This window comes from Variovorax sp. BGA-UO-ETr-C22, assembly GCF_059567965.1.
In genome coordinates this window covers 178,336-204,069 of record NZ_JCAQPA010000006.1, presented here as the reverse complement: position 1 = coordinate 204,069, position 25,734 = coordinate 178,336, and the positions used below count along the sequence as shown (strand labels likewise).

Sequence of the window (25,734 nt, the reverse complement as noted above, 5' to 3'; positions counted from 1 at the left end):
GGAACTGCGCGCCCCGGAATGTCGTTTGTCACAAAAATTTCATCTGCCGCCCTTCCCTCTCACTGCCCCAGCAGACGCCGCTCCTGCGCCGTGAGCTTCGTCTTCTGCGCATCGCCCAGCGGCCCGCGCCCCAGCACCTGCACCGGGCTGTGCGCGTCGTAGCCCACCGGGCGCGCCGTGGCGCGGCCCGCGTCGGCCGGCGCGACGGTGCCGTCGGCGGCCTCGTTGCCGAAGCCCAGCACGCGCACCGTGAACACCGAGGGCAGCGCCTGGCGCGCCGCCGCGCGTTCGCGCTGCATCGCCTCCTGCGCCGCGCCCACGGCCTGCGAGGCCGCCGCGCTGGCGTTGGTGAGCGCGCCCACGTTCACCGAGGCCACCACCGGCAGGCCGGCCGACTCGCCCTTGACCTGGATGTTGGCCGCGTTCACCACCTGCAGGGCCGCGAGGTTCACGTTGCCCGACACGCGGATGCCCGCCTCGCCCGCGTCGATGGTGCCCAGCGGCGCGATGAGGTCCATGTCGCCCGCCGGCACTTCGGCGATGGGCGCCAGCGTGGCCAGGCCGGCGCCCGAGCTGGGCACCTGCGACGACAGCTTCACGTTGCCGATGTTGTCGTACACGCGCTTGGGCGGCGTGTAGACCAGCGTGGTCTTGGAGCCCCGGCCCGCGTTGATGTCGCCCTGCTCCGACCAGGCCAGCACGTCGCCGCCGAAGGTGGTCATCACGCGCGACAGGCCCAGCAGCAGGCTGCCTTCGCTGAACAGCTGGATGTGGCCCATGCCCTGCGTGATCACGCCCGCGCTGCCCGGCGGCACCGCGCCCTGCACGCCCACCACGATCTGCCCGCCCGGCGCGAGCATCTGGATGTCGCCGCCGAAGTCGGTGTGCACGCCCGAGGGGCCGTACAGGATGATGTCGCCGGTGCGCACGATCTCCTGGCCCGCCGCGTCGAGGTCGGGGAACAGCGTGGCGATCATGCCGCGCCCGCGCAGGTAGCTGCCGTAGCGCGGGCCGTCCACGTCGTTGTACTCACGCCCGCCCGCACGCAGCTCGGCGAAGTACACGCCGCGCAGGAACACGCGCTGCTGCTCGGGCGCCAGCGCCTTGAAGTACACGAGCGCGCTGCCCGGGTCCTTCACGTCGACGCTGGTGGCGACGAAGCCGTAGCGCTCCTTCAGCCATGCGGCCAGTTCGGCGTCATAGGTCTTCACCACGCGGCCCGGCTGGCTCGCCAGCGACTGGCCGGGGCCCGACTCGGCGCGCTTCGCGGGGTCGAGGTAGCGGTCGGCGATGGCCGAGAAGTCCGGCCCGCCCACGCCCATCGCGCCCATGCCGGCCATCATCGCGATGCTCGCGCCAGGGCGCGTGTCGCCCTCGGCCAATGCGCCGCGGCTGATTACGCTGGCGCGGTCGTCCTGCGTGATGTGGCGGCCGGCCGACACCTCCAGCGTGCCGGGGCCCGCCACCTGCAGGTTCGCATACAGGATGTCGCGCCCGGCCTGCACCAGCGACACGTCGCGCGGGTCGTTGTTCACGATCAGCGCTTCGGTGCCGACGATGTCGCGCCCGGCGCGGATGCGCGCCGGCGCGGCCGAGCGGTACCAGGTCTCGGGCGCGGGCTCGCCGCTGGCCTGCACCTTGCGCGCCGTGCCGCTGGCCAGGCCCAGGATGTCGCCGCGCACGGCATAGAACAGCGAGGGCGGCGCATCGGCTGCGTGCAGCGCGCGGGGGCCCAGCGTGTCTGGTCCGAAGGCGAACAGAGGGTGGTTGTCGACCACCCCGTAGTTCGGCACGCCGGGCGATCCGACCATCGAGCCCTCCGGGCTGGTGTTGTAGACCACCGGCTGCTGGCGCGAGTTGTAGCCCACGAAGGCGGGCGCCCAGGGCGTGGGCAGCGGCGTGACCGCGCCCGACATCCCCACCGGATAGCCGCCGCCGAACAGCGAGTTGCCCGCCAGGAACTCGAGCGCCCCTGATGGCGACGGCGCGAGCACCAGCGCGCGGCCGGGCGCCTGCGTGGCGGGCGTGGCCGAGAAGCCGAAGTACAGGCTGCCCGAGGCCGCCGTCGCGCGCAGGATCGACGGGTAGACCGTGACGTTGTCGCTCATGTTGATGCTGCCCAGGTACCGGCCGGCGGCCTCCCGGTTCGCCAGGTCGGTGCCGGGCGTGAGGTTGCCGCCCGCGCTGAACAGGTTGATCGCGGTGCGCTCGGTCCACAGCGTGAACCAGCCCTGGCCGATGCCGTACTCGGTGCCGCCGAACTTGAATGCCGAGCTGTTCGGCACCCGCGCGCGGCCCGCGTCGGCCACGCTGGTGAGCACCAGGTCGCCCGGCGTGTCCAGGTACATCGCCGAATCGCCCGGCACGAGCACGATGCCGGCATTGCCGACGCCGATGGTCGGGGTGAAGGGGTCGATGGGGCGCGTGTCCTTCACATCGCCCTCCTGGCCCGGCAGCGAGAACGCGTACTTGCGGTAGCGCACCTCGACGCCGCCGATGGCGGAGGCCGACACGGTGGCCGCGCCGCGCAGGTTGACCAGGGCGCCGTTGAGGTCCTGGTACTGCGTATTGGTGCCAGAGCTGCCGTACTGCGCCGCGGCCAGGTTCGGATTCACCACGCCGCCGATGCGCAGCTGCAGGTCGCCGCCGCCGGTGAGCGTCAGTTGCCCGTTCGCGTCGACGCGGCCCGTGCTGCCGACCGCCGCCACGATGGCCTCGCTGCGCTGCCAGACCTGGCCGTTGCCCAGCCGCGTGGTGAGGCCCGCGTCGCCGCCCGCGCGCAGCGTGAGGTTGCCGCCGCCCAGCGTGCCCATGCCGGTGAAGCCCACCAGGAAGGGCTCGGGGCTGCTGTCGGTGCTGAACTGCGCACTGGCCGGCAACGCGTAGGTGCCGAAGTTGATCCACCACGACGTCGCGATGCGGTCGCTGCCAGCCAGGGCCGTGCCCGAGCCCTGGCGCCACAGCCAGTTGCCCACCGCGGCGCTCGGCGCCTGTCCGCGCTCGCCCGAGAAGTGGCCCCAGACGTCGCCGACGACGTTGCCGCCCACCGTGATGTCGAGGTTGCCGCCCTGCTCGGGGTACCAGGCCTGGTAGGCCGCGAGCGCGGCGCTGTAGTCCGCCGTCTGCGGGCCGATCACCGAGCCGCCGACGGCCTTGCCGCGTGCGAGGTTGAAGGGGTCGAGGCCGTTGGCGTCGAGCAGCGGCGCCGAGCGCGTGCCGGCCGTGTAGACGCCGAACGGCGACTCCATGACGAAGTTGCCGGCCGCCGCCAGGCCCAGGTCGCCCGTGCCGGTGCGCAGCACGCTGAACATCGGCGACAGCGGCGTGTACTTGGTGACGTCCTTGACGGGGTTGATGACCGTCGTGCAGATGCCCGGCCCCCACTCGCAGATCGTGACGTATTCGGGCAGCACCGGCGTGCCCTCGACGAAGCTCGGGTCCCAGTCGTCGCCGTTGGGGCCCCAGAAGTAGGAAAGGCGCGCCGGGTCGACCACGCAGGTGCCCTCACCGCCCCAGTCGCAGTAGCCCGCCTCGAAATCCAGCGGGTCCATCGGCGTTCCCTCGTCGTGGCCCCACATGGGCCCGTTCGGACCCCACAGGAAGCCGCTGCCGCCCGGCGTGAGCTTGACGTTGTACATCGCGTGGCTGTCGGCCAGGATGAGCGCGCCGTGCTTGGCCGGATCGACCGCGCGGCGGTCGGCCGAGTCCAGGTCGGCGCCGGCCGTGAGCTGCAGGCTCCAGCTCGTCGCGCCCTGCCCCAGCATCGGCGCCACGGCCCAGTTGCGGCCCTGCACGCCGTCGACTTCGGGCCGCAGGTTGACGGCCGCGTCGTTCGGCAGCTGCACATCGGTCAGCGACGGAATCACCGCGCCGCGCGCCAGCGCGATGGTGCCGTCGGCCTTCATCGCGACCGGCAGGCGCACGCCCTTGGGCCACACCATCGCCTGCACGCTGGCCTCGGCGCGCAGCGCGGTGCCCGCGCCCAGCTTCATGCCGCTGTCCAGCACCACGGCCTCGCCCAGCACCGTGCCGGCCTTCAGGCGCACGCTGCCGTCGGCGTTGTAGACGTTGGCGCGCAGCACCGTGCCGGCGGGCAGCGTGTAGGCCGCGCCCAAGGTCACGGTCACGGGCAGCACCGTGCCGGCCGGCAGCGCCATGGCTTCGGCGGGCACGTCGTAGTTGAGCAGCGCGTCCTTCGGGAACACGGTGCCCTTGTCGAGCACCACGCCGTCGATCGGCACGACGATGTCGCCGCCGTCGGGCGTGAACGGCGTGCCGAACTTCGTGCGCTGCTCGGTGAGGTACCAGCCCTTGTCGTCGGGCGTGGCCGGCGGCGGCGCGAAGCCGTCGTTGATGCTGCCGTACACGTTGAGGTTGCCGCCCGCGCGGATCACCAGCACGCCAGGCTCGCCGAAGCCGCGGCGCGCCGGGTCGGTGCGGTTCGCGCCGGGGCCGTAGCGGTAGCCCGAGAGGTCGATGTCGCCGACCACGCTGAGGTCGCCCTCGCCGGTGCTGCTGACGATCTCCACGCCGGGGCGCAGGTGGTAGCTGCCCAGGCCCGCCAGGCGCGCCGACAGCGAGGTGTTGGCCAGCGCCTTGTCGATGAAGGCGCTGCTGTGGCCGTCGATCTCGTCGAGGTACTTCTGCGTGATGAGCTGTGGCACGTGGCCCGTGACGTCGGGCGCGCTCGCCAGCGGTGCGTCGCTGTAGGTGCGGAAGGCGTTGACCGCGATGCTCTTCGCGCCCTGGATCGCGGGCGTGCCGGCGACGTTCACCGCCACGTCGTTGTCGCCGCGCCGCGGCGCGTTCAGCGCGAGCGTGCCGCGCGATGCGCCGTCGTTGCCTTGCGCCGCGCTCACGGCCGTGCCCGCGCGCAGGTCGATGGCCGCACCGCCGCCCAGGGTCAGCGTGCCGTGCGTGCTCGTGAGGTCGACGATGGCCCGGTTCGGGCTGTCGATGATCTTGCCGTAGCTGTCCACGCGCAGGCCGGTGGCGTGCGCGTCGAGCGTTCCGTTCACCGTGAGGTCGCCCTTGGCCGCGAGGCGGATCGCGCCCACCTGGAAGCCGCTGGCGTCGATGCGGCCGTTCACCGTGAGGCTGCCGCCGTCGAGCGTGACCTCGACCACGCGCGCCTTCACTTCGTCGCCGATGGCGAGGTCGCCCTGCTTGATCTGGAAGCGCCGTGCGCCCGTCACGCCGCCTTCGTTCAGGCGCGTGTTCAGGCCCGCGAAGTCGGCCACGGTCTGGCCGCGCACGCTGATCTCGGCCGCGTCGTAGGGCACGATGGTGCCGCCCGCGTCGTACGTGCCGCTCGCGGTGCCGAGGATGCGTCCGCCCAGGTCGATGCGCCCCGCGCCGGCGCCCAGCGCCGTCGCCTGCAGCGAGCCGCCGCGGTTGTGCGTGGCCGACAGGTCGATCACCGAACCCGCCGCCTGCGCGATGTTGCCGGCCGTGCTCGTCACCTCCAGGTCGCCGCCGCGGCTGTAGCGCGTCTGCTCGAAGAACTGCACGGCGCGGCCCGCCAGGTCGATGCGCGAATTGGCGCCCAGCGTCACGTCGCCGCTGGCCGTGAGCTGCAGCTTGCCCGAGGGCAGGCCCACCGTGCCGTCGATGGTGATGTTGCGACCGGTGAGCGCCAGTTGCGCGCCCAGCGCTGCGTCACCGGCGGGCTGCGCGCCTGCCGGTGCGCTCACCACGATGTCGCCGCCCGCCGTGATGCGGTTGTTCGAGCCGGCCTCGCCGGTGAGCAGCGGGGTGCGCAGGTTCAGCTGGCCGCCCGTGTGGTCGTAACCCTTGCCCGTCACGTACGCGCCCTGCTGGTGGTACACGCCCAGCGTGCCTTTGCCGTTGGCGGTGATGCGCTCGCTCGCGTTCAGGTTGACCGTGCCGAAGCCCAGCGCGAGCCGGTCCGCCGAGTAGCCCGCGTCGGGTTGCGTGTTGGGCGCGTGGCCCAGCACGATGCGCGCGGCCGACACGTCGAGCGTGCCGTGGCCCAGCAGGCTGCCGATGGCGCCGCCCGGTGCGTTCCCACCGGGAAAGATCTCGTCGTTGCCGGGCGGGCGCGGCGTGAGGCCGGTCCAGATGAATTCGCCGGTCGTGATCTTCGCGGTGTCGCCCGCGCCGCCGTAGCCGTAGATGGCGGGCGTGCCCAGCACCAGCCGCTCGATGGACGACACGCCGGTGGCGGGGTCGAGCGTGTCCAGCGACACCGCGCCGTAGATGTTCACCGACTCGCGCGCGTTCAGCACCAGCGTCTCGACCGCGGGCACGCCTTCGCCCTTGTTGCCGGCCAGCAGGTTCGCCAGGATGACCTGGTTCATCGACAGGCCCGACGGCAGCTGGCCGTTGGCCGCCGCCTGCTGCAGCGCCGCGTCGCTGCCCAGGTTGACCGAGGACACCGCCAGCAGCAGGTTCTTCGCGCCATAGCGCACGTTGTCGGCCATCGTGAACGAGCGGTTGGTGGCCACGGCCAGCGTGCCCTCGCCGTACAGCGTGGTGTGGCCGGTGCAGGCGCCGCTGGGGCACGCGCCGATCTGGACCGTGGCGGGTATCCCTCCGGCGACGGGCGGCAGCAGGTTGATCCAGCCGTTCGACAGGCCCAGCACCCCGCCCAAGCCCGCCGAGAAGACCACGCCATCGGTGGAATCGTAGGCCGGCGCACCGGCGCCCAGCGTGTTCAGCGACGCGCCCTGCTCCACCTGGATGCCGTCGCCGTAGCCGCCGGCCACGAGGAAGATTTCCGCGCCGCGCAAGGTCGCGCCGCTGCGCACGACGACATGGCCGGTGTTCGACTTGAAGGTCGCGTAGTTGTCGGCATACGGCAGATCGATCTGGCCGCCCAGGATCATCCGTGGTGCGCCGAAGGCGTTGAGCTGGTCGGCCTGCAGCGACGCGCCTGTGAACCCGGCCGTGCGCTGCGCGCCCGGTGCCGTCACCTCGATGGCGATGCCCTTCGCCGACAGCGTGCCGCCGAAGCCCGTGCTGCCGGCCGCCGGGTTGAACAGCGCCGTGCCGTCGAACTGCAGCATCGACACGCCGTCCTTCGGCTTGGAATAGAAGTAGTCCAGCAGCAGGTTGCGGGCATCGGCCGCGATCTCGCCACGCACGCCGCCGCGGCGTGCCGCGTCGGCCACCACGAAGGCGTCGTAGCCCATCTCGTTGTAGCTGGCGTGCTGCTTCACCAGCGCCGCCGGCGTGACGACCAGCTGGCTGGCCAGCGACGACTTCACCGCCGTGTTCGCCACGCCGAGGTAGCCGCTCGCCACGTACGAGCCGTAGCCGGCCGGCAGCGGCGTCGCGGGCAGCGCGCCTTGCGCCCCCACTTCCACGCGGAAGGCACCGGGCAGCAGCGCGTAGGTCGAAGGCAGCAGCGTGTAGGTGCCGGCCTTGAGCCCGCCCACGTCATGATCGAGCGTGACCTGCCGGCCGATGGCCGGCTCGCCCGCGCCCGCGTCCGGCGACACCGGCGCGTAGCCGCCCTGGAAGCCCGGCACGATGGCGTACACGCCGTTGCCCGCCTTGCTGAAGGTGTTGGCCGGGTTGGCGTTGGCCAGCGGCGTGCGCAGCACGTCCACCGAACCGCCACGCCCGCTCACGAAGCCCGCGCCCGTGAGCTCGCCGCCGCCCGACAGGTCGAGCAGCGCGCCCTGGTGCCCGACCACGCTGTCGCCCGTGAGCAGGATGCCGCTGCTGCCGATGGCGCGCTTGTCGATGGGCGCGCCGGCCACGCTGTAGCCGATGCCGTCGGTCGTGCCGCCATAAGGCATGAGCAGACCGGCGCCGCTGACCGAGGTGATGCTGCCCGGCAGCAGGTCGACCACGGTGGCGCGCGCCTCGAAGGTGCTGCGCCCGTCCTGCCCCACGATCAGGTTGCCCAGCGGCGCGCGCACGATGCCGCCCTGGCGCACCGTGCCGCCGCCGAGCGCGAGCGTGCCGAATGCCGACTGCGGCATCGCCACGTCGCCCTCGACCTGGCGGCGGATGTCGAGCACGCGGCCCTCGTCGTAGCCCGCGCGGATCTGCGCGTTGGCGCCGGTGGCGGGATAGATCTGCGCGGCGGTGAGCGTGAGGTCGCCCAGCGTCGCCAGCTCGGTCGTGGTCGCGCCCAGCAGGCCGAGCGTGGGCGTGCCGCCCAGCAGGCGCAAGTCGCCGCGGCTGGTCATGCTCACGGTGTCGAAGCCGCGGCGGTCCACCACCTGCGCGGGGCCGGTCTTCATGGCGATCTCGCCGTGCGCGCCGAAGCCCACGCGGTCGCGGATGTCGATCAGGTCAGCCTCGGCCGTGAAGGCGGCCTCGCTCGCGCGGGTCGATGCGCCGTGGCGCCAGGTGGTGGTGTAGATCACCTCGTTGTCCTGCTTGGGCGCACCGGTCACGCCGGCCAGCCGCAGGTAGGACGAGGCGAGCCGCACGCTCGAATCGGTGGCCGCGCTGTCGGCCAGCGCGAAGCTGCCGGCGTACAGGCGCAGGCTCTGCGCGGTCGTGAGGTCGACGTGGCCGTCGAAGCTCAGCAGGCCGTTGACCAGCAGCGACAGGTTGCCGAAGCCGCCGTCCCGCACCTGGTCCGCGCTCAGGCGTCCCTTGCCGTAGGCCAGTGCCGCATCGGCATGGCCCGGCTTGAGGGTGGCCGGCAATCCGCTGGGCTGCTGCGCCTGCGAGATCACCAGCTCGCGCGCCTGCCGCACGGCGTCGTCGACGGTGTAGATCTTCGAGAACACCGGCGCTTCGAGCGCCACCGCGAGCGTGCCGCCCGCCGCATTCGCGCCGCCCGCGTGGGCGCGCAGCGAGCCATCGAGGTACAGGCTGTGCGCCGACTTGAGCACGATGCTGCCGCCGTCGCTGGCCACGTCGAGTTCGCGCCACAGGCCACCGGCCGCCGGCACGTCGATGCGCGCATGGCTGCCGGAGGCATCGAGCAGCGCGCCGGGGCGGATGACGATCGCGAGGTCGGGTGCGTTGGCCGCGCCCTTGGTTTCCCAGTCGAGCCCGCCGCCGATGGAGATGGTGCCGCCGTTGCGCACCGTGCCGTAGCGGCGGCCGTCGTCGTCGACGCCGGTCTGCGCGCGCGCCGCCACGTCGAGCACCGCGCCCTCGCCGATCCACACCGAGCGGTTGTGCGGCTGCAGCGACGTGCTCAGCGGCGAGTTGAAGGCCGGCGCCTCGATGTCGATGGCGATGCGCCCGCCCCAGGCGTTGAGCCGGCCATCGACCACGAAGCTGCTCAGGCCGCCGCCGAGCAGCTGGATCGAGCGGCCCGGATCGACCGTCACCACCGCGCCCGCGCCGATGGCGATGTTGCCGCCTTCGGTGATGCGGCGCTGCGAACGCAGCACGAGGTCGGCGCCCTGGCGCTGCACGGCCTGGCGGTTCACCGTGTCCTGCTGCAGCAGCGGCGGCGTCCACAGTTGCAATGCGATGCCGCCTTCATGGTCGGCACCGGCCCCGGGCGCGATGCGATAGACCGGCATGAGCACGTCGAGCTGCGCGCCCGGCGCGACCGTGAGGCCCGCATGGCCGTCGAAGTCGTAGGTGGAAAAGCCCGACTGCAGGCGCGACGCGTCGAGCACGAGCTGCGTCGCATCCGACAGCGCCGGGTCGGGACCGATGAGCAGCGCGTGGCCCGTTTCGATCTTCAGCGTGCCGCCGCCGTTCACGCCATGGCCGCGGATCTCGCCGCCGAGCGACAGGCGCCCCTTCGCATCGGTGGGCGACGCGGCCGAGTCGGCCACCAGCGTCACGTTGCCGCCCTTGCCGCCCTTTGGCTTGCCCTTGGCCAGCAGCGCCGCACCCGACGACACGTCGATCAGGCTGCCCTGCCCGATCGTCACGCCGTGCGTCGATTCGAGGCGCACCGTGCCGCCGTCGATGACCGCGAGCGTGGCCGAGTCTTCAGGTGCCGTGCCGATGTCGACGCGGCGCCCGCGCAGGTCGAGCACGACGCCGTCGCGCACGGTGACCGACGAGGCCGCCTCCTTCACCAGCGCGCGCGGCTGGGCCCCCGCCACCGGCGACATGAAGACATTGCCAGCCTCCAGCGCGCCGCCGCGCACCGTGACGTCGGCGCCGATGTCGATGAACGCGCCGAGCAGGGCCATGCGTCCGCCGTCGACCAGCGTGAGCGCCTTCTCGACGTTGATGCTGCCGCGCGTGCCGATGTCCAGCACCGACAGGTGCTGCGCATTCAGGTGCGCCGCGTCGAGCCACAGCGTGCCGATGCGCTCGTCGGCCAGTGCGTCGGCCGCGGCCATCTGCTGCGTGACCGGTGCCACGTCGCCGAAGCGCACGTCGGTGTCGAACAGGTCGATGCGGCCGAGCGCGCCGTAGCGCCCCACCGCCAGCACGCCGCCGCGCGCCACCGCCGTCTGCGACTGGCGGTAGCCGTCGTCCAGCGCGGCGTCGCGGGCGCGCGTCTGCTGCGCGCCGTTGAACACCTCGGCCACGATGTCGCCTTCGAGCACCGCCGTGGGCGCGCTCACCACCAGCCGGCCGGCGTCGCGCCCGACGGTGTAGCCGTTCTCCAGCTTGCGCTGCGGCCCGATCAGCGGGTTGTAGAAATAGTCGGTGTTCGCCTTGCCCCAGCGCACGTGCTCGGCCTCGAAGCCCTTGTAGACGCCGTCGTACAGCAGGTCCGACGGCGCGCTGTTCAGGTTGTACAGCCGACCGTCACTGCCCTTGAGCCAGGTCTGGTAGATCTTGCCGGTCTGCACGTTGAGCGAGCCACCCGACAGGTTGACCGTCGAGCCCGCCTGCGTGACCACCTCGCTGCCGCCCAGCACCACCGTGCCGCCCTGCGCGGCCCATTCGCCGATGCCGTGGCCCTGGTTGCCCAGGTAGCCGCCGACCTCCAGCAGGCCGCCCGCCGCGTACCAACGCTCGCCCTCGTAGCCGCCCACGCCGGGCGCCACGCGCACGAGCTTGCGCCGGTCGATCCACACGTCATTGTTGAAGAGCTTGCCGCTCTCGCGGTTGCGCGGGGCGTCGCGCATCTCGTTGCCCTGCACGTTGACCTTGACGTTGTTCGATTCCATCGTCACGTTCACGCCCACCGCGCCCGACACATCGAGGCGCGCCTTGTCGGCCACGAAGCTGCGGCGCGTGGCACTGGCCGCGATCTGCCCGCCGGTGGCCAGCGTGAGCGACTCGCCCTCGAAGCGGATGTCGCCGCCCGAGACGATCTCGATGCGCGACTGGTCGCGCCGGTCCGACAGCCGCGAGAGGTTGTCGAAGAGCGCGGGCGGCACGAGCGCGCGCGCGGCGTCCTGCGCGGCCGATTCCTTGATGAGCGCATCGCGCTGGCTGTCGAGCGCGCTGGCCTTGCCGTCGTCCTCGATCAGCACGGCCGTGACCGCGCCCTTGCCCAGCGCCACGTTGCCGCGCGTGTCGGCGGCCGAGTTCAGCAGGTGCACCGTGCCACGCACGGCGACGGTGGAGGTGGCCAGCGCCACGCCGTCCTGGCGCACGTCGCGGCCGGCGAGCGTGATGTCGCCTTCGCGCGCCACGATGAGGCCGGTGTTGCGCACCGTGCCCGCCGTGCTGTCGGCCACGAACTGCGGCGCGATCTCGTTGCCGCGCGTGGTCGAGAAGGCGTTGGCCTCGGTGCCCATGCCCTTGCGGATGACGAAGCTGTCGCCCGCCGCGAGCTGCACCTGGCCCTTGCGCGCGGCGATCTCGCCGGCGTTGGCCACCTCCTTGCCCAGCAACAGCACGTAGCCGCCGCCCTGCGTGACGGAGGCGGGCTCCTTGGTGGTCAGCCGTGCGCCGGCCTGCACCTCGACCTTGCCCTGGTCTTCCTTCGCCGTGGTGAAGCTCGGCGCGGTGTCGTTCGAGTAGATGCCGCGCGCCTTGAACTGGTCGTCGCCGATGTGGGCGGCAGCGGCCACGAGGTTGCGCGTGTCGGTCTGGCTGGTGCCGCTGAACACGATGCCGTTGCGGTTGGCGATGAGCACCGTGCCGTCGGCCTTGATCTGGCCCTGGATCTGCGACGGCCGCGCCTTCGGATCGTTCACGCGGTTGAGCACGGCCCAGTCGGCCTGCTGCTTGAAATCGACCGTGGTGTTGCGCCCGACGTTGAAGGTTTCCCAGTTCAGGATGGCTTTGTCGCCGGTCTGCTCCACGGTGACGACGGTGCGGCCGTCGACCTGTTTCTGCGAATCGCGGTTCAGCGCGCGGGCGTTGAGCCAGCCGGCGCTGAGCGAATTCGTGTCGACCTTCAGGCCGCCGTCGGCCAGGCCGTCGGGCACCGAGGGGTCGTTCTGCGCCGCGGCGCGTGCGGCGGCCTGCGCGGCCTGCTGCGCGGCAATCGCCTGCGCCGCGAGGCCCAGGTTGCCGAGCGACTGGCGCAGCTGCTCGTTGGCCTTCTGCTGCTGCGCCAGCGGGTTCGTCAGCATCGAGGCCGGCGTGCCGTTGGGCAGGTAGCCCGTGACCACGGCCGTGCCCTGCGTCACGTTCTTCTGCGCCATCCACGCGGCGCTGAAGGCGCGCTGCGCCTGTGCATTGCCCGCCAGGCCCGCCATGGCCAGCGCGAGGGCGGCGGCGTGCGCGACCGGCGCGCGGCGGAATGTCTTGTTGCTCATGTCATACCCCAGAGAAAAACCGTTCTGGAGAAGAGACCGGGCTCACCGGATGCGACCGACACGCGCGCTGCAAAAGTTCGGGAGAATTTGCGAACGAAGACGACGCGCCGCTTTTTTCACAGCCGCGTCACACAGCGCAGCTAGCCCAGCAGCACGATGCCCGCGGGCAGGCTCGTGAGCTTCGCGCCGTAGCTCGCGGCGATCAGCGTCTCGACGCGCGAGAGCTCGTCCAGACGCAGCCGTGCCTGCACCTTGCGGCGGCCGAGTTCGGCGCGCGTGACGATGAGGCGGCCCGGGCGGTAGCGGTTGATCTCGTCGACCACGGCCGCCAGCGGCGTGTCGTCGAACACCAGCACGCGCTCGCGCCAGGCGGCCACCGCCGCGAGGTCGGGCGCACGCGCCACCTCGGCTTCGCGCCGGCCGCCGTAGCGGATCTGCTGCGCCTCGCCCGCCACCAGCACGCGCTCGCCGTCGCGCAGCTCGACCGAGCCCGCGAAGCAGGTCACGCACACCTCGCCGCCGGTGGCGCGCACGTTGAAGCGGCTGGCCGACGCGGCCACGAGGCGCGCGCCGCCCACCGTCATGGTGAAGGGCGCGCGGCGCGCCGCATCGAGCTGCACCTGCGCTTCGCCGCCGAGCATGTCGAGCAGGGGCGGATCGCCCTCCGCGCCGCGCGCGAGGTTGAGGCTGGTCTGCGTGTTCATCTCGACCACGGCCGCCGCATCGGCCAGCACCACGCGGCGCTGCTCGCCGGTGCCGGTGCGGTAGTCGGCCGTCATGTCGGACAGCGCGGGCCACAGGCCGGCCGGCGGGCGCACCACGACGAAAGCGGCGGCACCGGCCGCGAGCGCGGCGCCGAGGAACTGGCGGCGGCCGAACATCGGCGGGCGCGACGCGGCGATGGCCGCGCGCGGCGGTGTGTCCATCGCGGGCATGCGCCGTGCCACCGCTTCGGCGGCGGGCCGGGTCAGGTCCCACAGCCGCGTCACCTCGGCCATGGCCTGCGCATGTTGCGGGCTGCGGGCGCACCAGCGACGGAAATCCTGCGCGTCGCCGGTGGTGGCGCGGCCGGAGGTCAGGCGCACGAGCCAGTCGTGCGCCTGCGTTTCCAGCGCGGCGCGTTCGCGATCGGTCGGGGTGGGGGCGGCCATCATGTCTTTAGAAGGTGTGAATGGATCCGCCGTGGCCGAGCAGCCCGTCCAGGCACGTCCCATCAAGGCGCAAAGCGCAGCCATAGCCAGGGCTATGGCGAGCATTTGCAACGCGGAGGGGGCGTGTCTGGGCGGGATGAGCGGGCATGGCGGGTTCGTTCACACCTTCTCTGACTGTTTTCCGGCCCCGGGACCGAACCGCTGGATCACATCGCGCCCCAAACGACCCGCGCAATGCACCAGCGCGGCCTTCACTTCGCGCTCGACGATGCGCACCGACACGCCGTAGCGCCGCGCCAGGTCGGCATGCGGCGTCTCGTCCACGCGCGAGGCGATGAAGATGTCGCGGCGGCGGCGCGGCAGCTCCTCGAGCGCGCGCTCCAGCGCCTGCACCTCGCTGCGCGCTTCCGAGACGCGGGCCGGGTCGTGGCTGTCGTCCGAGAAATGCAGCAGCTCCTCGACCTCCACGAAGTCGAGCAGGCGACCGTGGGAGATGCGCCGGTCTTCCGCCACGTTCGACGCGATGCGCAGCAGGTAGGCCATGGGGCTTTGCACCGGGCCGGGGTCGCTCATGCGCTGCACGCGCAGCCAGGTTTCGTGCAGCACGTCGTCGGCCTGCTCTTCCGAGCCCAGGCGGCGGCGCAGGCGATTGCGGAAGTCGATGTAGCGGCTGGTCAGCAGGCTGCGCAGGAAGCCGGGGGTGTCCTGTTCCACGGCGTGCTCAGGGAGAAACCGCTGCGTCGCAGACGTCGGGGCGGTCGCCGGTGCGCGGCAGCAGCAGCACCGTGAGCGGCTGGTCGGCCTCGCCTTCGGGCGGGCGCTCGAGCACCAGCGTGTTCATCGCGGCTTCGAGGGCGGCGTCGCGCTGCGCCAGGCCGGAGGAACTGAGCAGCCGCGTGCGCCGCACATGGCCGCCGGGCCCGACCCACAGCTGCACGAGCGCGCGGTAGGTGCCGGGGCGCGCATGCGGCCAGCGGCACAGCGTGCGCTCCAGCGCCTGCTGCACCACGCGCGCATCGCGCGGGGACATGGCGGGGGCGGCGGGCGCGGCCGGTGCCGTCGCAACCACGGGCGGCGCCGCCTCGGCCTCGACCAGCGTGAAGGTGCGCGCGTCGGTGTGGCGCGCGGCCAGCCGCGTGCCGGCCAGCAGGCGCTGCAGCGCCTCGCGCGGGGTGAACAGGCCGTGCAACGCGGCGGATTCGAGGCCGGCGGTGAGCTGCCCGTCGAAGAACACGGACTGCCCCGTCGCCTGCGCGTAGACCTGCACGGCGGTGGCCAGCGGCTGGGCCGGCAGGTCGAAGGCGATGCGCCCCGCCGCATCGGGCGAAGGCGCAGGTTCGCCGGCATGCGACACGGCCGCGAGGGACAGAATTCCGAGGATCAGGGTCAAGACACACACCCACCGTGACCGAGCAACGCGAGACATGCCGGGTCCTGTGACGAAGGAGGAATCGCAGGCGCCGGGCCGGTGCCGCGTACTGCTTTGGTGCTCGGAATGCTAGTGACGCTTTGTGACAGCTTGAATGCATCGCAGGCGCCGCCCACGGTCCGAAGCACCCCTGCCGCTGGCGACAATGCTCCCATGACGTTCGATCTCTTCGACGCCCCGCCGCGCGCCGCGCGCGAGCCGATCGGCCCGGCCGCCTTCGTGCTGCCGGGCTTTGCGCTGCCGCGCGCCGACGCGCTGCTCGACGCCATCGACGACGTGGCGACACGCGCGCCGTTCCGCCACCTGGTCACGCCGGGCGGCTTCACCATGTCGGTCGCGCTCACCAACTGCGGCGCGCTCGGCTGGACCAGCGACCGGCGCGGCTACCGCTACAGCGCGGTCGACCCCGACAGCGGCGCGCCCTGGCCCGCGATGCCCGAGGCCTTTGCACTGCTCGCGCGCGACGCGGCGGCGCTGGCGGGCTTCGACGGCTTTGCGCCGGACGCCTGCCTGGTCAACCGCTACCAGCCGGGCAGCCGGCTCTCGCTGCACCAGGACCGCGACGAGCGCGACCACGGCGCGCCGATCGTGTCGGTGTCGCTGGGCATGCCGGCGGTGTTCCAGTTCGGCGGGCTCGCACGCGCCGACAAGACCACCCGCATTCCGCTGGTGCACGGCGACGTGGTGGTGTGGGGCGGCGTGGACCGGCTGCGCTTTCATGGCGTGCTGCCGCTCAAGGACGCACCGCATCCGCTGCAGGCACGGCTCGGCGCGCAGCGCATCAACCTCACCTTCCGCAAGGCGGGGTGAAGCGCGCATGACGGGTTCGACCACCTCCTCCACCGAATCCCCCGGCCGCGCGATCCGTGCGCTCTACGCCGCGCTGTGGCACTTCGCCGCTGGTGCGCGTGCGCAGCTGCTGGCCGCCACCGCGCTGCTCGCGAGCTCGCAGCTGATCCGCCTCACGCTGCCCTACCTCGCGGGCCAGGCCATCAACGCCTTGCAACGCGGCGACCTGCCCGCGGCGGGCCGCTGGATCGCCACGCTCGCGGGGGTGTACGTCGGCGCGTGGGCGCTGCACGGGCCGGGCCGCATCCTCGAGCGCAACGTGGGCCTGAAGGTGCGCGAAACGCTGGCCGACCAGCTCTATGCGCGCATCGCCGCCGCACCGCTCGCCTGGCACGACAGCCACCACTCGGGCGAGCTGCAGCACCGCGTGCACCAGGCCAGCCGCGCGCTCGCCGACTTCGCGCAGAACCAGTTCATCTGGCTCACCAACGCCGTCAACTTCGTCGGGCCGCTGGTGGCGCTGGCGCTGCTGTCGCGCACCAGCGGCGTGACGGCGCTCGCGGGCTATGTGCTGATCGGCGTGCTGATCGTGCGCATCGACCGCGCGCTCATGAAGCTCGCGCGCGCCGAGAACGACGCCGACCGGCGCTACGTGGCCGCGCTGCTCGACTTCCTGGGCAACGCCTCCACGGTGATCGGCCTGCGGCTGCAGGGCGCGTCGCGCCTGTTGCTGCGCCGTCGCATGGCGGCCGTTTCGCTGCCGCTGAAACGCACCGTGGTGCTCAACGAAGGCAAGTGGTTCGCGGTCGACCTGATGGGGCTGGCGCTGACCTGGGGCCTGGTGGTGATCTACGTGTGGCAGGCGCGCGCGCCGGGCCAGGCCGTGATGCTGGGCGCGGTGTTCATGATCTACCAGTACGCGCAGCAGGCAGCGGGCGTGGTCACGTCGGTGGCGGCCAACTTCAGTTTCTTTGCGCGCATGCACACCGACTACAGCAGCGCCGAGCCGATCTGGCACGCGCCGACGAGCGCCACGCTCGAGGCCCCGCCCGAAGAAGTGCCGGCGCATGAACGCATCGACGCTGGAGCGCCGTGGACGCAGCTGCAGGTCGAGCAGCTGCAATGGCGCCACGCCCCGCGCGGCGGCGGCACCATTGCCGACGACCCGGCGGCACCGACGCGCAGCGGCCTGCACGACGTGGCGCTCTCGTTGCACCGGGGCCAGCGCGTGGCGCTGGTGGGCCCGAGCGGCGGCGGCAAGAGCACGCTGCTGCGCGTGCTGGCCGGCCTGTATGCGCCGCACGGCGGCACGCTGGCGCTCGACGGCGTGCCGACCGACTGGGCGCGGCTGCGCCAGCTCGCCACGCTGATCCCGCAGGAGACCGAGCTGTTCGAGGCCAGCGTGCGCGAGAACCTGGCCTTCGGCCGCCCCTGCGACGACGAGCGCCTGCGCGCCGCGCTGCACACGAGCACCTTCGACGAGGTGCTGCAGGCCACGCGCGGCGACCTCGACAGCGCGATCTCGGAACGCGGTTTCAACCTGTCGGGCGGACAGCGCCAGCGGCTGTGCCTGGCGCGCGGCGTGCTCGCGGCCGAGGGCAGCTCGCTGCTGCTGCTCGACGAGCCGACCAGCGCGCTCGACGCCGCCACCGAGGCGCGCGTGCTGGGGCGCATCGCGGCGGCGTTTCCGCAGGCCTGCGTGATCGCCTCGGTGCACCGGCTGAGCCTGCTCGAACGCTTCGACACGGTGATCCTCATGGAAGCCGGCCACGTGCGCGACCACGGCCCGCGCGACGACGTGCTGGCGCGCCAGCCGATGCTTCGGGAGGCAGTGTCCGGTCACAAGCAGTAGGAACCCTCCTGCGCCAGAACGCGGCGTTCACACCCGCCGCGCTGGCATGCCTTCTGCAACAGTATCGGCATCCATTTGTTCACGCTTGGTCCTGTGCGGTCCCTTTTGACGCCCCGGCTGCGTTCCAATCACATGGTTCTTCATTCCGCGAGCGTTTCCCGCCCCATGCGTTCTTCCCGCGCCACCCTTCCGCTCGCCCTGCTCGGTGCCCTGCTGGGCCTGTCCGCCTGCACCACCGGCACCACCGCCGAACAGCGCCAGGCCGCCGCCAGCAAGCCTCCGCCCACCGACTGCATGGCCTGGGTCGGCGCCGACCGCAACGCGCGGGTGGGCGGCTACCTGTTGCCGCAGGCCGGCACCGCGGTGAACGCCGGCGGCCCGCGCGTGTGCGTGCCGGTGCTCATGAGCGCCTACCCCGTGCCCACCGGCTACGCGGGCGGCGACTACCACGTCGGCGCGTTCACCGACGACCAGCTCAAGGCGCGCTGGCGCACCTGCAAGGCCGAGCCGGCCTGCTTCGAGCGCGTGAACGCGCAGATGCAGCGCTGGCTGCCGCCCAACAAGGCGCGCGCCACGCGCGTGACGGGCGCGGTCGATCCGGCCGGGCGCATCGATGCCGACAGCCCGACGGTCGATCTGAAGCAGATCCGCCGCCCCGCCTTCTTCGCGAAGGCGCCCTACCGCGAAGGCATTGCCGAGGCCGACGCGCGCACCCACATCGTCGAGTTCACCGTGCCGCGCGACACCTTCGAGCGGCTCGACCTGAAGCTCACCGATCCGATCAAGCTGCGCGGCTGGTACCTCGAAGGCGCGGGCGTGGACGACGGGCGCGGCCGCAAGGTGCGCGCCCTCGCCGTCATGGCGGCGGGCGGCGGCGGGCAGCTCACGGCCGTCCAGCACCCGGACGAGGTGGCCTACCGCATCGAGGGCGCCAGCGGCAAGGCCGTGCCGGTGTCTTTCCCCAACGGCACCACCGAGGCCATGGGCCAGCGCTGGTGGCGCGAGAACCTGCATGCGCTGAACCAGGCCGGCTTCGACGTGCTGGCCTACGACCGCCGCGGCGAAGGCCTGTCGGGCGGCGTGAGCGACACCAACACGCTGGAGCAAGGCGAGGACGTGTTCCGCGTGCTCGCGCAGCTCGAGCACGGCCAGGGCCTGCGGGTGCTCACGCCCACGGGCCAGCTGCTCGAAGGCAATGCCGCGCGCGGCCGGCTGCTGGCGGGCCAGAAGGCCAGCGAGATTCCGCTGGTGCTGGGCGGCTACTCGCGCGGCTCGATGTCGACCGCCTGGGCCATGACGCGCAACTACGTGGCCGCCTGCAGCTTCGACATGCCCGTGCCCAACTGCACGCCGGCGCGCGGCTGGCGCAACATCCGCGGCGCCATCCTGCTGTCGTCGTTCGCCAGCGGCGCGGGCTACCTGCCCGATGCACCCGACCTGGCCGACCGCAACCTGTTCCTGGGCGGCATGGCGGCGGACCACCACATCCTCTTCTATCCGAACTCCGCCACGCTCGCGGGCATGGACCGCTGGCCTGCCGCCTTCTTCGGCAAGGGCCTGTGGGACCGCGCCGAATCGCTCGAAGGCACCGTGGCCGCCTACAACCGCATCCGCGGCGTGAAGGAGATCGTGCTGTCGCGCGGCCCGCACGCCATCGAGACCTGGCCCGAGTCCGAGCGCCGCTACCTGCGCGAGCGCATGGTGGCCTACGCCAAGGTGGTGATCGTCGGCGGACGCACGGTGCCGGGCGCGCGGCCGTGGAAAGACTTCAAGTCGCTGGTCGCCACCACGCCCGATGTGTGGGAGCCGTCGTCGCGGCCGGGCACAGGCCCCGGACGACAGCCCTGAGATCGACAGGCCACCGCCACAATGGCGGCCATGGACCTGCTCAAGACCCTCGGCCTCTTCGTCGCGACCGCGCTCGCGGAAATCGTCGGCTGCTACCTGCCCTACCTGTGGCTCAAGCAGGGCCAGTCGGCCTGGCTGCTGCTGCCCGCGGCGCTGAGCCTGGCGCTCTTCGCGTGGCTGCTCTCGCTGCACCCGACCGCCGCCGGCCGCGTGTATGCGGCTTATGGCGGGGTCTACATCGGCGTGGCGATCCTGTGGCTCTGGGCCGTGGACAAGGTGACGCCCTCCGCCAGCGACTGGGTCGGCGTGGCCGTGTGCTTCGTCGGCATGGGCATCATCATGTTCGGGCCGCGCAGCGCGGCCTGAGGCGCGTGGCCACGATGAACCTGCGCGACTGGGCGCGCCGCATCAAGCGCGACGCCGTCACCCTCTGGTTCGCCTGCCGCGACCCGGCCACGCCATGGCTGCCGAAAGCGCTGTGCTGGTTCACCGTGGCCTATGCGCTGAGCCCCATCGACCTGATTCCCGACTTCATTCCCATGCTCGGCTACCTCGACGACGTGCTGCTGCTGCCCGCGCTGATCTGGCTCGCGGTGCGCCTGCTGCCGCCCGAGGTCATCGTGCGCAGCCGCGTGCGGGCCGAGGAATGGATGGCGCGCACGGGCAGCAAGCCGACGAGCAAGACTGGCATGGCCCTGGTCATCGGCATCTGGGTACTGGTTGCGGCCGGGCTGGCATGGTGGCTCTGGCCACGCTGACGACAATCCGCTGGACATTCATCCTCTTCACAAGGAGCCGACGTGTTTTCCCATGTCTTCTTCAGCGTCTCCGATTTCGACCGCGCGCTGGCCTTCTACGACGCGGTGATGGACGGCCTCGGCCTGGAGCGCCGCTTCTGCGAGCCGGAGAAGCCCTGGGCGGGCTGGCACAGCGCGGGACGCGCACGGCCGTTCTTCGTGATCTGCAAGCCCCACGACGGCCGGCCGCACGACGCGGGCAACGGCCAGATGGCGGCGTTCACCGCCAGCACGCGGGCGATGGTCGATGCGGTGCACCGCATCGCGCTCGCGCACGGCGGCAGCTGCGAAGGCCCGCCGGGGCTGCGCACGCACTACCACCCCGACTACTACGGCGCGTACTTCCGCGACCCGGACGGCAACAAGCTGTGCGTCGTGTGCCACGACGCGGCGGGCTGAGCTTCTAGCTCGCGCGGCTGCGCGAACTCTTACGCGGGCTCTCGGTGCGCGCCACGCGTGCGGCCTCGGCGGCGGCGTTCACCTGCTCGATCCACAGCAGCGCATCGACGTGCGCCATGAAGCGCTGCAGATACTGCGGCGACAGGTCGCGCATCAGCGTGAGCGCGCGCTGCACGAGGTGGTGCGTGTTGAGCGGGCCCGCGTTCTTCGGCACCTTGGCGAGCGACTGCGTCACGCGCTGGTCGGCGGCGAGCCTGGACCAGGTGCCGCGGAAGTAGCTCAGCGTCTTGAGCTCGGGCGCCGTGGACAGGCTGGGCACGGTGTCACCGTCGGTCGCCTCCGCGTCGGGCGGGGGCGGCAGCGGCGCGAGCTGGGCGATGTGGTTCATCAGCTCGGCGAGCGCGGTGTGCAGCGGTGCCTCTGCCGGCGCTTCGGCCTCGGGTTCGACCTTCTCCAGATCGGCGCGGTAGGTCGCCATGAGGCTGGCCAGCCGCGCATCGAGCAGGCGCCGTGCCTCGCCCTCGTGCGCCGCCGCGCGCTGCGCCATCGCCTCGATGAAGCGGAAGCGCACCGGGTCGAAGCGGTCGTCGCCGCGCGCGCGCCAGGCGTCGAGCGCCGCGACGGGATCGACCTGGTCGTCCGGTGCGGTGTCGTTACTCACGGGACTTCGCAGCGTCGGGGGCGTTCTTGGGCCGGGGCGTCGGCGCCATTTCCACGCGGCGGTTCTTCGCGCGGCCTTCGGCGTCGCTGTTCGAGGCCACGGCCTGCTCGGCGCCGAAGGCGGCGGCGAACACCGACGACGAGGGCACGCCCTCTTCGATCAGCGCGCGCGTCACGGTGAGCGCGCGCTGGGCCGACAGCTCCCAGTTGTCGGCGAACAGGCGCGCGCCGTCGCGCATCTGCCGGTCGTCGGTGAAGCCGCTCACCATCAGGATCTCGTCGCGCGCCTTCAGGTAGGCGCCCAGCGGGCCGGCCAGGCTCTTGAGCAGTTGCCGCCCGCCGGGTTGCAGGTCGGCGGAGTTGAAAGCGAACAGCACGCTGCCGCTGATGCCGATGCGGCCGTTGTTGAGCGTCACGCGGCCCGCCGCAAGCGGGCCGGCCAGCGCCTGTTCGAGTGCCTCGCGGCGCTGCGATTCGGCGCGGCGCTGCTGCACCTCGGTCTCGAGGCGGCTCGCCAGGTCCAGCTGCATGCCGAGCACGCACACCAGGATCAGCACGAACGCACCCAGCATGCCCGCCATCAGGTCGCCGAACACCGCCCACACGGGGACGGTCGGCTCCAGGCCGGCGTCGAGGTCGATCTCGTCGCGCACCATCTCAGGCCTCGCTGGTCACGGCGGTCTGGCGGCTGGCGAACTGCTGCAGGTCTTCGACGATCTGCTTTTGCGACATGATGCTCAGGTCGATCACCTCGCGCGCCTGCGCCACGTAGTAGGCCAGCTGCTCGTCGCTGCGCGCCAGCGACTTGCCCAGCGCGCCTTCGATGCGCTGCAGGTGCGCCACCAGCTTGTCGTTCGATTCGCCGAAGCGCTGCACGGCAAAGCCGAAGGCCTCGCCCAGGCTCGCCACCTCGACCGCGCCGCCGGTGATCTGCGCGGCGATGCCGGCCATCTTCTCGGTCTCGCTCTCGACCTTCTCGGTGAAGCGGCTGCCCACGCGTTCCATCATGTCGGCCGAGGCCGTGACGAGCGCGTCGATGGCGCTGCGCTGTTCGGTCGAGGCGTGGTTCACCGCGCCCAGCAAGGTTTCGAGCGTGCCAAGGATGCGGCTGCGCTCTTCGAGCATGTCGTTGTCGCGCGCCATGCCGTCCGACAGCTTCTGGCGCAGCTCGGCGATCACGTCGGCCGCGGCCTTCGGTGCTTCGGCCGCCACCTGCAGCAGCTGCGCGACTTCGGCCACGGTCTGCTTGGCGTTGGCCTCGGCCTGCGCCGACATGTCGCGCACGGTCTGCGCCAGCGTCTCGCTCATCTGCTGCTGCTGGCTCAGGCTGTGTGCGCCGGCCTGCTGCCATTCCTTCTGCAGCGAGGCGGCCATGGTCTCGAGCGAGCCGCTCCAGGCCGCGAGGCGCTGCGCGTCGCGCGTGGCGAGTTCGGTCTGCAGGTTGGCGTGCGCCTCACGCACGGTGTCGAGCAGCGAGGCCGCGGCGCGGGGTGCGTCCGATGCGGCCTGCAGCAGCTGCGCGACTTCGGCGACGGTCTGCTTGGCATGCGCCTCGGCCTGCGCCGACACGTCGCGCGCGGCCTGCGCCAGCGTGTCACTCAGTTGCTGTTGCTGGCTCAGCGTGTGCGCGCCGGCCTGCTGCCATTCCTTCTGCAGCGACGCAGCCATGGCTTCGAGCGACTGGCTCCAGGCCGACAGGCGCTGCGCATCGCGCGCCGCCAGTTCGGTCTGCAGGCTGGTGTGCGCCTCGCCCACGGTGCGCAGCAGCGACGCCGAATGCTGTTCGAAGGTGGCGGCCGCGGCGGCGAGCGCCTGGTGCGAATCGCCCGACAGTTTTTCGCTGACGCGCTGGTGCTGCGCGAGCGCGCTGCCCCAGGTGTCGGACACGCTGCCCACGGTGCTTTCGAGGCGGGCGGACACGCCGTCGACCAGCGCGGCCGAGCGCTGCTCGAAGGTTTCGGCAAAGCGTTCGAGCGTGCCGCGCAGGTCGGTCGACAGCGCGCCGCTCGCGCGCTCGTGTTCGGCCAGCGCGGCCTTCCAGGTGTCGGCGACGCCGGCGGTCGAGGCCTCGAAACGGCCCGTGAGGCCTTCGAGCTGCCGTTCCACGGCCTGCGCCATGCCGCCCTGCAGCGAGGCCGCTTCGCGCGCGATGCCGAGCATGGCAGCCTCGACCACGGGCTGGATCGTTGCGCCGGCGATGCGGGCGGTGTCGGTGAGGCTGTCTTTCAGCGAGCGATCGACCGATGCAGCCAGCCCGCTGTAGGCGGCTTCGGCCTTCTCGTGGAAGCTGTCCTGGCTGGCGACGAGGCGCTCGTTCTGCGCCTGGCCCTGGCGTTCCAGCGCGGCCATCATCGTCTGCAGCTGGCCGACCAGCTCGGGCATCACCTTCGCCACGGGCTGGATGGTCTCGCCGGCGATGCGGGCGCTGTCGGCCAGGCTGTCCTTCAGCGAGCGGTCGACCGAAGCGGCGAGCCCCGTGTACGCGGCTTCGGCCTTCTGGTGGAAGCTATCCTGGCTGGCGACGAGGCGGTCGTTCTGCGCCTGGGTCTGGCGCTCCATCGCGGCCATCATGGTCTGCAGCTGGCCGACCAGTTCGGGCATCACCTTCGCCACGGGCTGGATGGTTTCGCCGGCGATGCGGGCGCTGTCGGCCAGGCTGTCTTTGAGCGAGCGGTCGACCGAGGCGGCGAGCCCCGTGTAGGCGGCTTCGGTCTTCTGGTGGAAGGTGTCCTGGCTGGCGACGAGGCGTTCGTTGATCGACTGGCTCTGGCGGTCCATCGCGGCCACCATGGCCTGCAGCTGGTCGACCAGCGCGGGCATCGCGTGGGCCTGCTGCTGCATGAGCTTGAACGACTCTTCGCGGCGGTGGGCCAGCGAGTGGCCGCGCAGCGACGTGGCAATGAGCGTGTCGAGCGACTGCCCGGCCAGCAGGCGTTCGCGCCGGCACAGCGCCGAGGCCAAGCCCAGCATGGCCGATGCGGCCACGCCCGCCACCGAGGTGCCGAAGGCCAGGCCCAGGCCGCGCACGGGTGCCGACAGCGAGTTGCGGATGGCCTGCACGTCGGTCGCGCTTTCGAGCGCCAGCCCCGTGCCGTTGAGCGTGACCACCATGCCCAGGAAGGTGCCCAGCATGCCCAGCAGCACCAGCAGGCCCGCGAGGTAGGGCGTGAGCGCCGGACCCGGCAGGCCGACGCGCTCGCCTTCAATGCGCAGGCGCACCGCGTTGCGCAGCGAGGGATGCAGGCCGGCGAGCCAGTCGCCGAGGCTGGCCGGCGGCGCCGACAGGTCGTTCACCGCATGCGACAGCGTGCCGGTGGCCTGGTGGAAGCGGTGCAGCTCCAGCGCACCCATCAGGTAGAACGCGCCGATCAGCGCCGTGATCACCAGGGCCAGCGGGTTGTGGCCGACGTAGCTGGCACCGACCCAGCACACGACGGCCAGGCCCACGAGGAAGACGGCGTAATGGAAAAATCTGTTCATGGAAGCTTGTTGTCTCTTGTGGGGCTGCAGGCTAGCGGTCGCGAAGGGCTTCGAGCAGGCCTTCGACCGGTTGCATGCGAATGTCCAGCTCGGCCCGCAGCACGCTTTGCATGTCGCGGCCGAACACGTTCAGCCAGCCGCCGGCGGCAGTCGGTGGCGGCTGGGGGGTGTCGGGATTGGCGTCCTGCGCGGCCTGGTTGGCCTCACGCAGGCGCTTGAAGTGTTTCTCCAGCAGCGTCGGCACGGTCGCCAGCAGGCTGCGTTCGCGGGCGCCCACCACCTGTTCCAGGATGGCGTCCACCGCGGCCAGCCGGGCCAGCTCGGGCGAGCGGGTGGCGAGCCGGGCCCGCAGGCGGGCGCGCAGCGGTTCGATGGCTGTTTCCATGGCCTGCTGCCGCGCGAAGTAGCGGCGGCGGTACGGCGGAAAGTCGTCGTTCGCGCCCGGCAGCACCGAGGCCACGCCGCCGTCGGCATTGCCCTTGGCCAGTGCGGCCTTCAGGCGCGCGCACTCCTGCGCCTCCTCGGCGCCCTCGGACGCCCGGACGCCGGACACGGCGACGCCCAGATCGGAATCCAAAGCTGCAGACAAGGAGATGGCGTCGGTCCAACTGAACCACTGACTCAAACGATCCGCGAGGGCTTGCCTGGATTCGGGAACGTCGATGTCGCTCAATTGAGCGAGCAAGCGAGTGAGCGCCGAGCCGGTGAAGCCTGTGCGCCGTGACACTTGCACCATACCGCGAGAGAGGGAGAAAACCGG

At 72.0% G+C, this 25,734-nt stretch carries 14 protein-coding genes; 6 read left to right on the top strand and 8 right to left on the bottom strand.

The genetic code is table 11. The annotated features are described in order from the left end of the window. Positions 1-59: 59 nt before the first annotated feature. The 4 genes from AC57B8_RS02525 to AC57B8_RS02510 form a co-directional block, all read right to left on the bottom strand. Positions 60-12,569 carry a filamentous hemagglutinin family protein gene (locus AC57B8_RS02525; RefSeq protein WP_496478565.1) on the bottom strand — a complete coding sequence of 4,170 codons (12,510 nt, stop codon included), beginning with the start codon at positions 12,567-12,569 and terminating at the stop codon, positions 60-62. A 140-nt stretch (positions 12,570-12,709) separates the two neighbouring features. After that, the gene (locus AC57B8_RS02520) at positions 12,710-13,720 is read right to left on the bottom strand and encodes a FecR family protein (RefSeq protein WP_496478564.1); all 1,011 of its coding nucleotides are present in this window, start codon (positions 13,718-13,720) and stop codon (positions 12,710-12,712) included. 159 nt (positions 13,721-13,879) lie between these two features. Further along, on the bottom strand, positions 13,880-14,434 hold the full coding sequence (locus AC57B8_RS02515) for an RNA polymerase sigma factor (protein ID WP_062482809.1): 555 nt from the start codon (positions 14,432-14,434) through the stop codon (positions 13,880-13,882). 7 nt (positions 14,435-14,441) lie between these two features. Beyond that, positions 14,442-15,110, bottom strand: a complete 669-nt coding sequence (locus AC57B8_RS02510) for an STN domain-containing protein (protein ID WP_496478563.1) — start codon at positions 15,108-15,110, stop codon at positions 14,442-14,444. A 192-nt stretch (positions 15,111-15,302) separates the two neighbouring features. Here AC57B8_RS02510 and alkB point away from each other — a divergent pair, with 192 nt between their 5' ends. From alkB to AC57B8_RS02480, 6 genes are all read left to right on the top strand, one after another. After that, positions 15,303-15,959: a DNA oxidative demethylase AlkB gene (alkB, locus tag AC57B8_RS02505; RefSeq protein WP_496478562.1), complete on the top strand. Its 657-nt coding sequence runs from the start codon at positions 15,303-15,305 to the stop codon at positions 15,957-15,959. Positions 15,960-15,966: 7 nt separating this feature from the next. Next, on the top strand, positions 15,967-17,790 hold the full coding sequence (locus AC57B8_RS02500) for an ABC transporter ATP-binding protein (protein WP_496478561.1): 1,824 nt from the start codon (positions 15,967-15,969) through the stop codon (positions 17,788-17,790). A 165-nt stretch (positions 17,791-17,955) separates the two neighbouring features. Beyond that, complete coding sequence (locus AC57B8_RS02495; RefSeq protein WP_496478560.1) at positions 17,956-19,638, top strand: alpha/beta fold hydrolase; 1,683 nt, start codon at positions 17,956-17,958, stop codon at positions 19,636-19,638. 30 nt (positions 19,639-19,668) lie between these two features. After that, complete coding sequence (locus AC57B8_RS02490) at positions 19,669-20,004, top strand: YnfA family protein (protein WP_095947269.1); 336 nt, start codon at positions 19,669-19,671, stop codon at positions 20,002-20,004. 14 nt (positions 20,005-20,018) lie between these two features. Next, the gene (locus AC57B8_RS02485; protein ID WP_496478739.1) at positions 20,019-20,396 is read left to right on the top strand and encodes a YkvA family protein; all 378 of its coding nucleotides are present in this window, start codon (positions 20,019-20,021) and stop codon (positions 20,394-20,396) included. Positions 20,397-20,438: 42 nt separating this feature from the next. Beyond that, positions 20,439-20,834: a VOC family protein gene (locus AC57B8_RS02480; RefSeq protein ID WP_496478559.1), complete on the top strand. Its 396-nt coding sequence runs from the start codon at positions 20,439-20,441 to the stop codon at positions 20,832-20,834. 4 nt (positions 20,835-20,838) lie between these two features. Here the strand turns inward: AC57B8_RS02480 and AC57B8_RS02475 are convergent, their stop codons facing one another. From AC57B8_RS02475 to AC57B8_RS02460, 4 genes are read right to left on the bottom strand one after another with little or no spacing between them, the layout of a single operon-like run. Beyond that, complete coding sequence (locus AC57B8_RS02475; RefSeq protein ID WP_496478558.1) at positions 20,839-21,495, bottom strand: DUF2894 domain-containing protein; 657 nt, start codon at positions 21,493-21,495, stop codon at positions 20,839-20,841. Continuing rightward, complete coding sequence (locus tag AC57B8_RS02470) at positions 21,488-22,150, bottom strand: OmpA family protein (RefSeq protein WP_139706701.1); 663 nt, start codon at positions 22,148-22,150, stop codon at positions 21,488-21,490. Before AC57B8_RS02470 ends, AC57B8_RS02475 begins: the two co-directional genes overlap by 8 nt. Position 22,151: 1 nt before the next feature. Continuing rightward, positions 22,152-24,974 carry a DUF802 domain-containing protein gene (locus tag AC57B8_RS02465; RefSeq protein WP_496478557.1) on the bottom strand — a complete coding sequence of 941 codons (2,823 nt, stop codon included), beginning with the start codon at positions 24,972-24,974 and terminating at the stop codon, positions 22,152-22,154. A 31-nt stretch (positions 24,975-25,005) separates the two neighbouring features. Beyond that, on the bottom strand, positions 25,006-25,710 hold the full coding sequence (locus AC57B8_RS02460; RefSeq protein WP_496478738.1) for a DUF3348 domain-containing protein: 705 nt from the start codon (positions 25,708-25,710) through the stop codon (positions 25,006-25,008). Between the last annotated feature and the right edge of the window lie 24 nt (positions 25,711-25,734).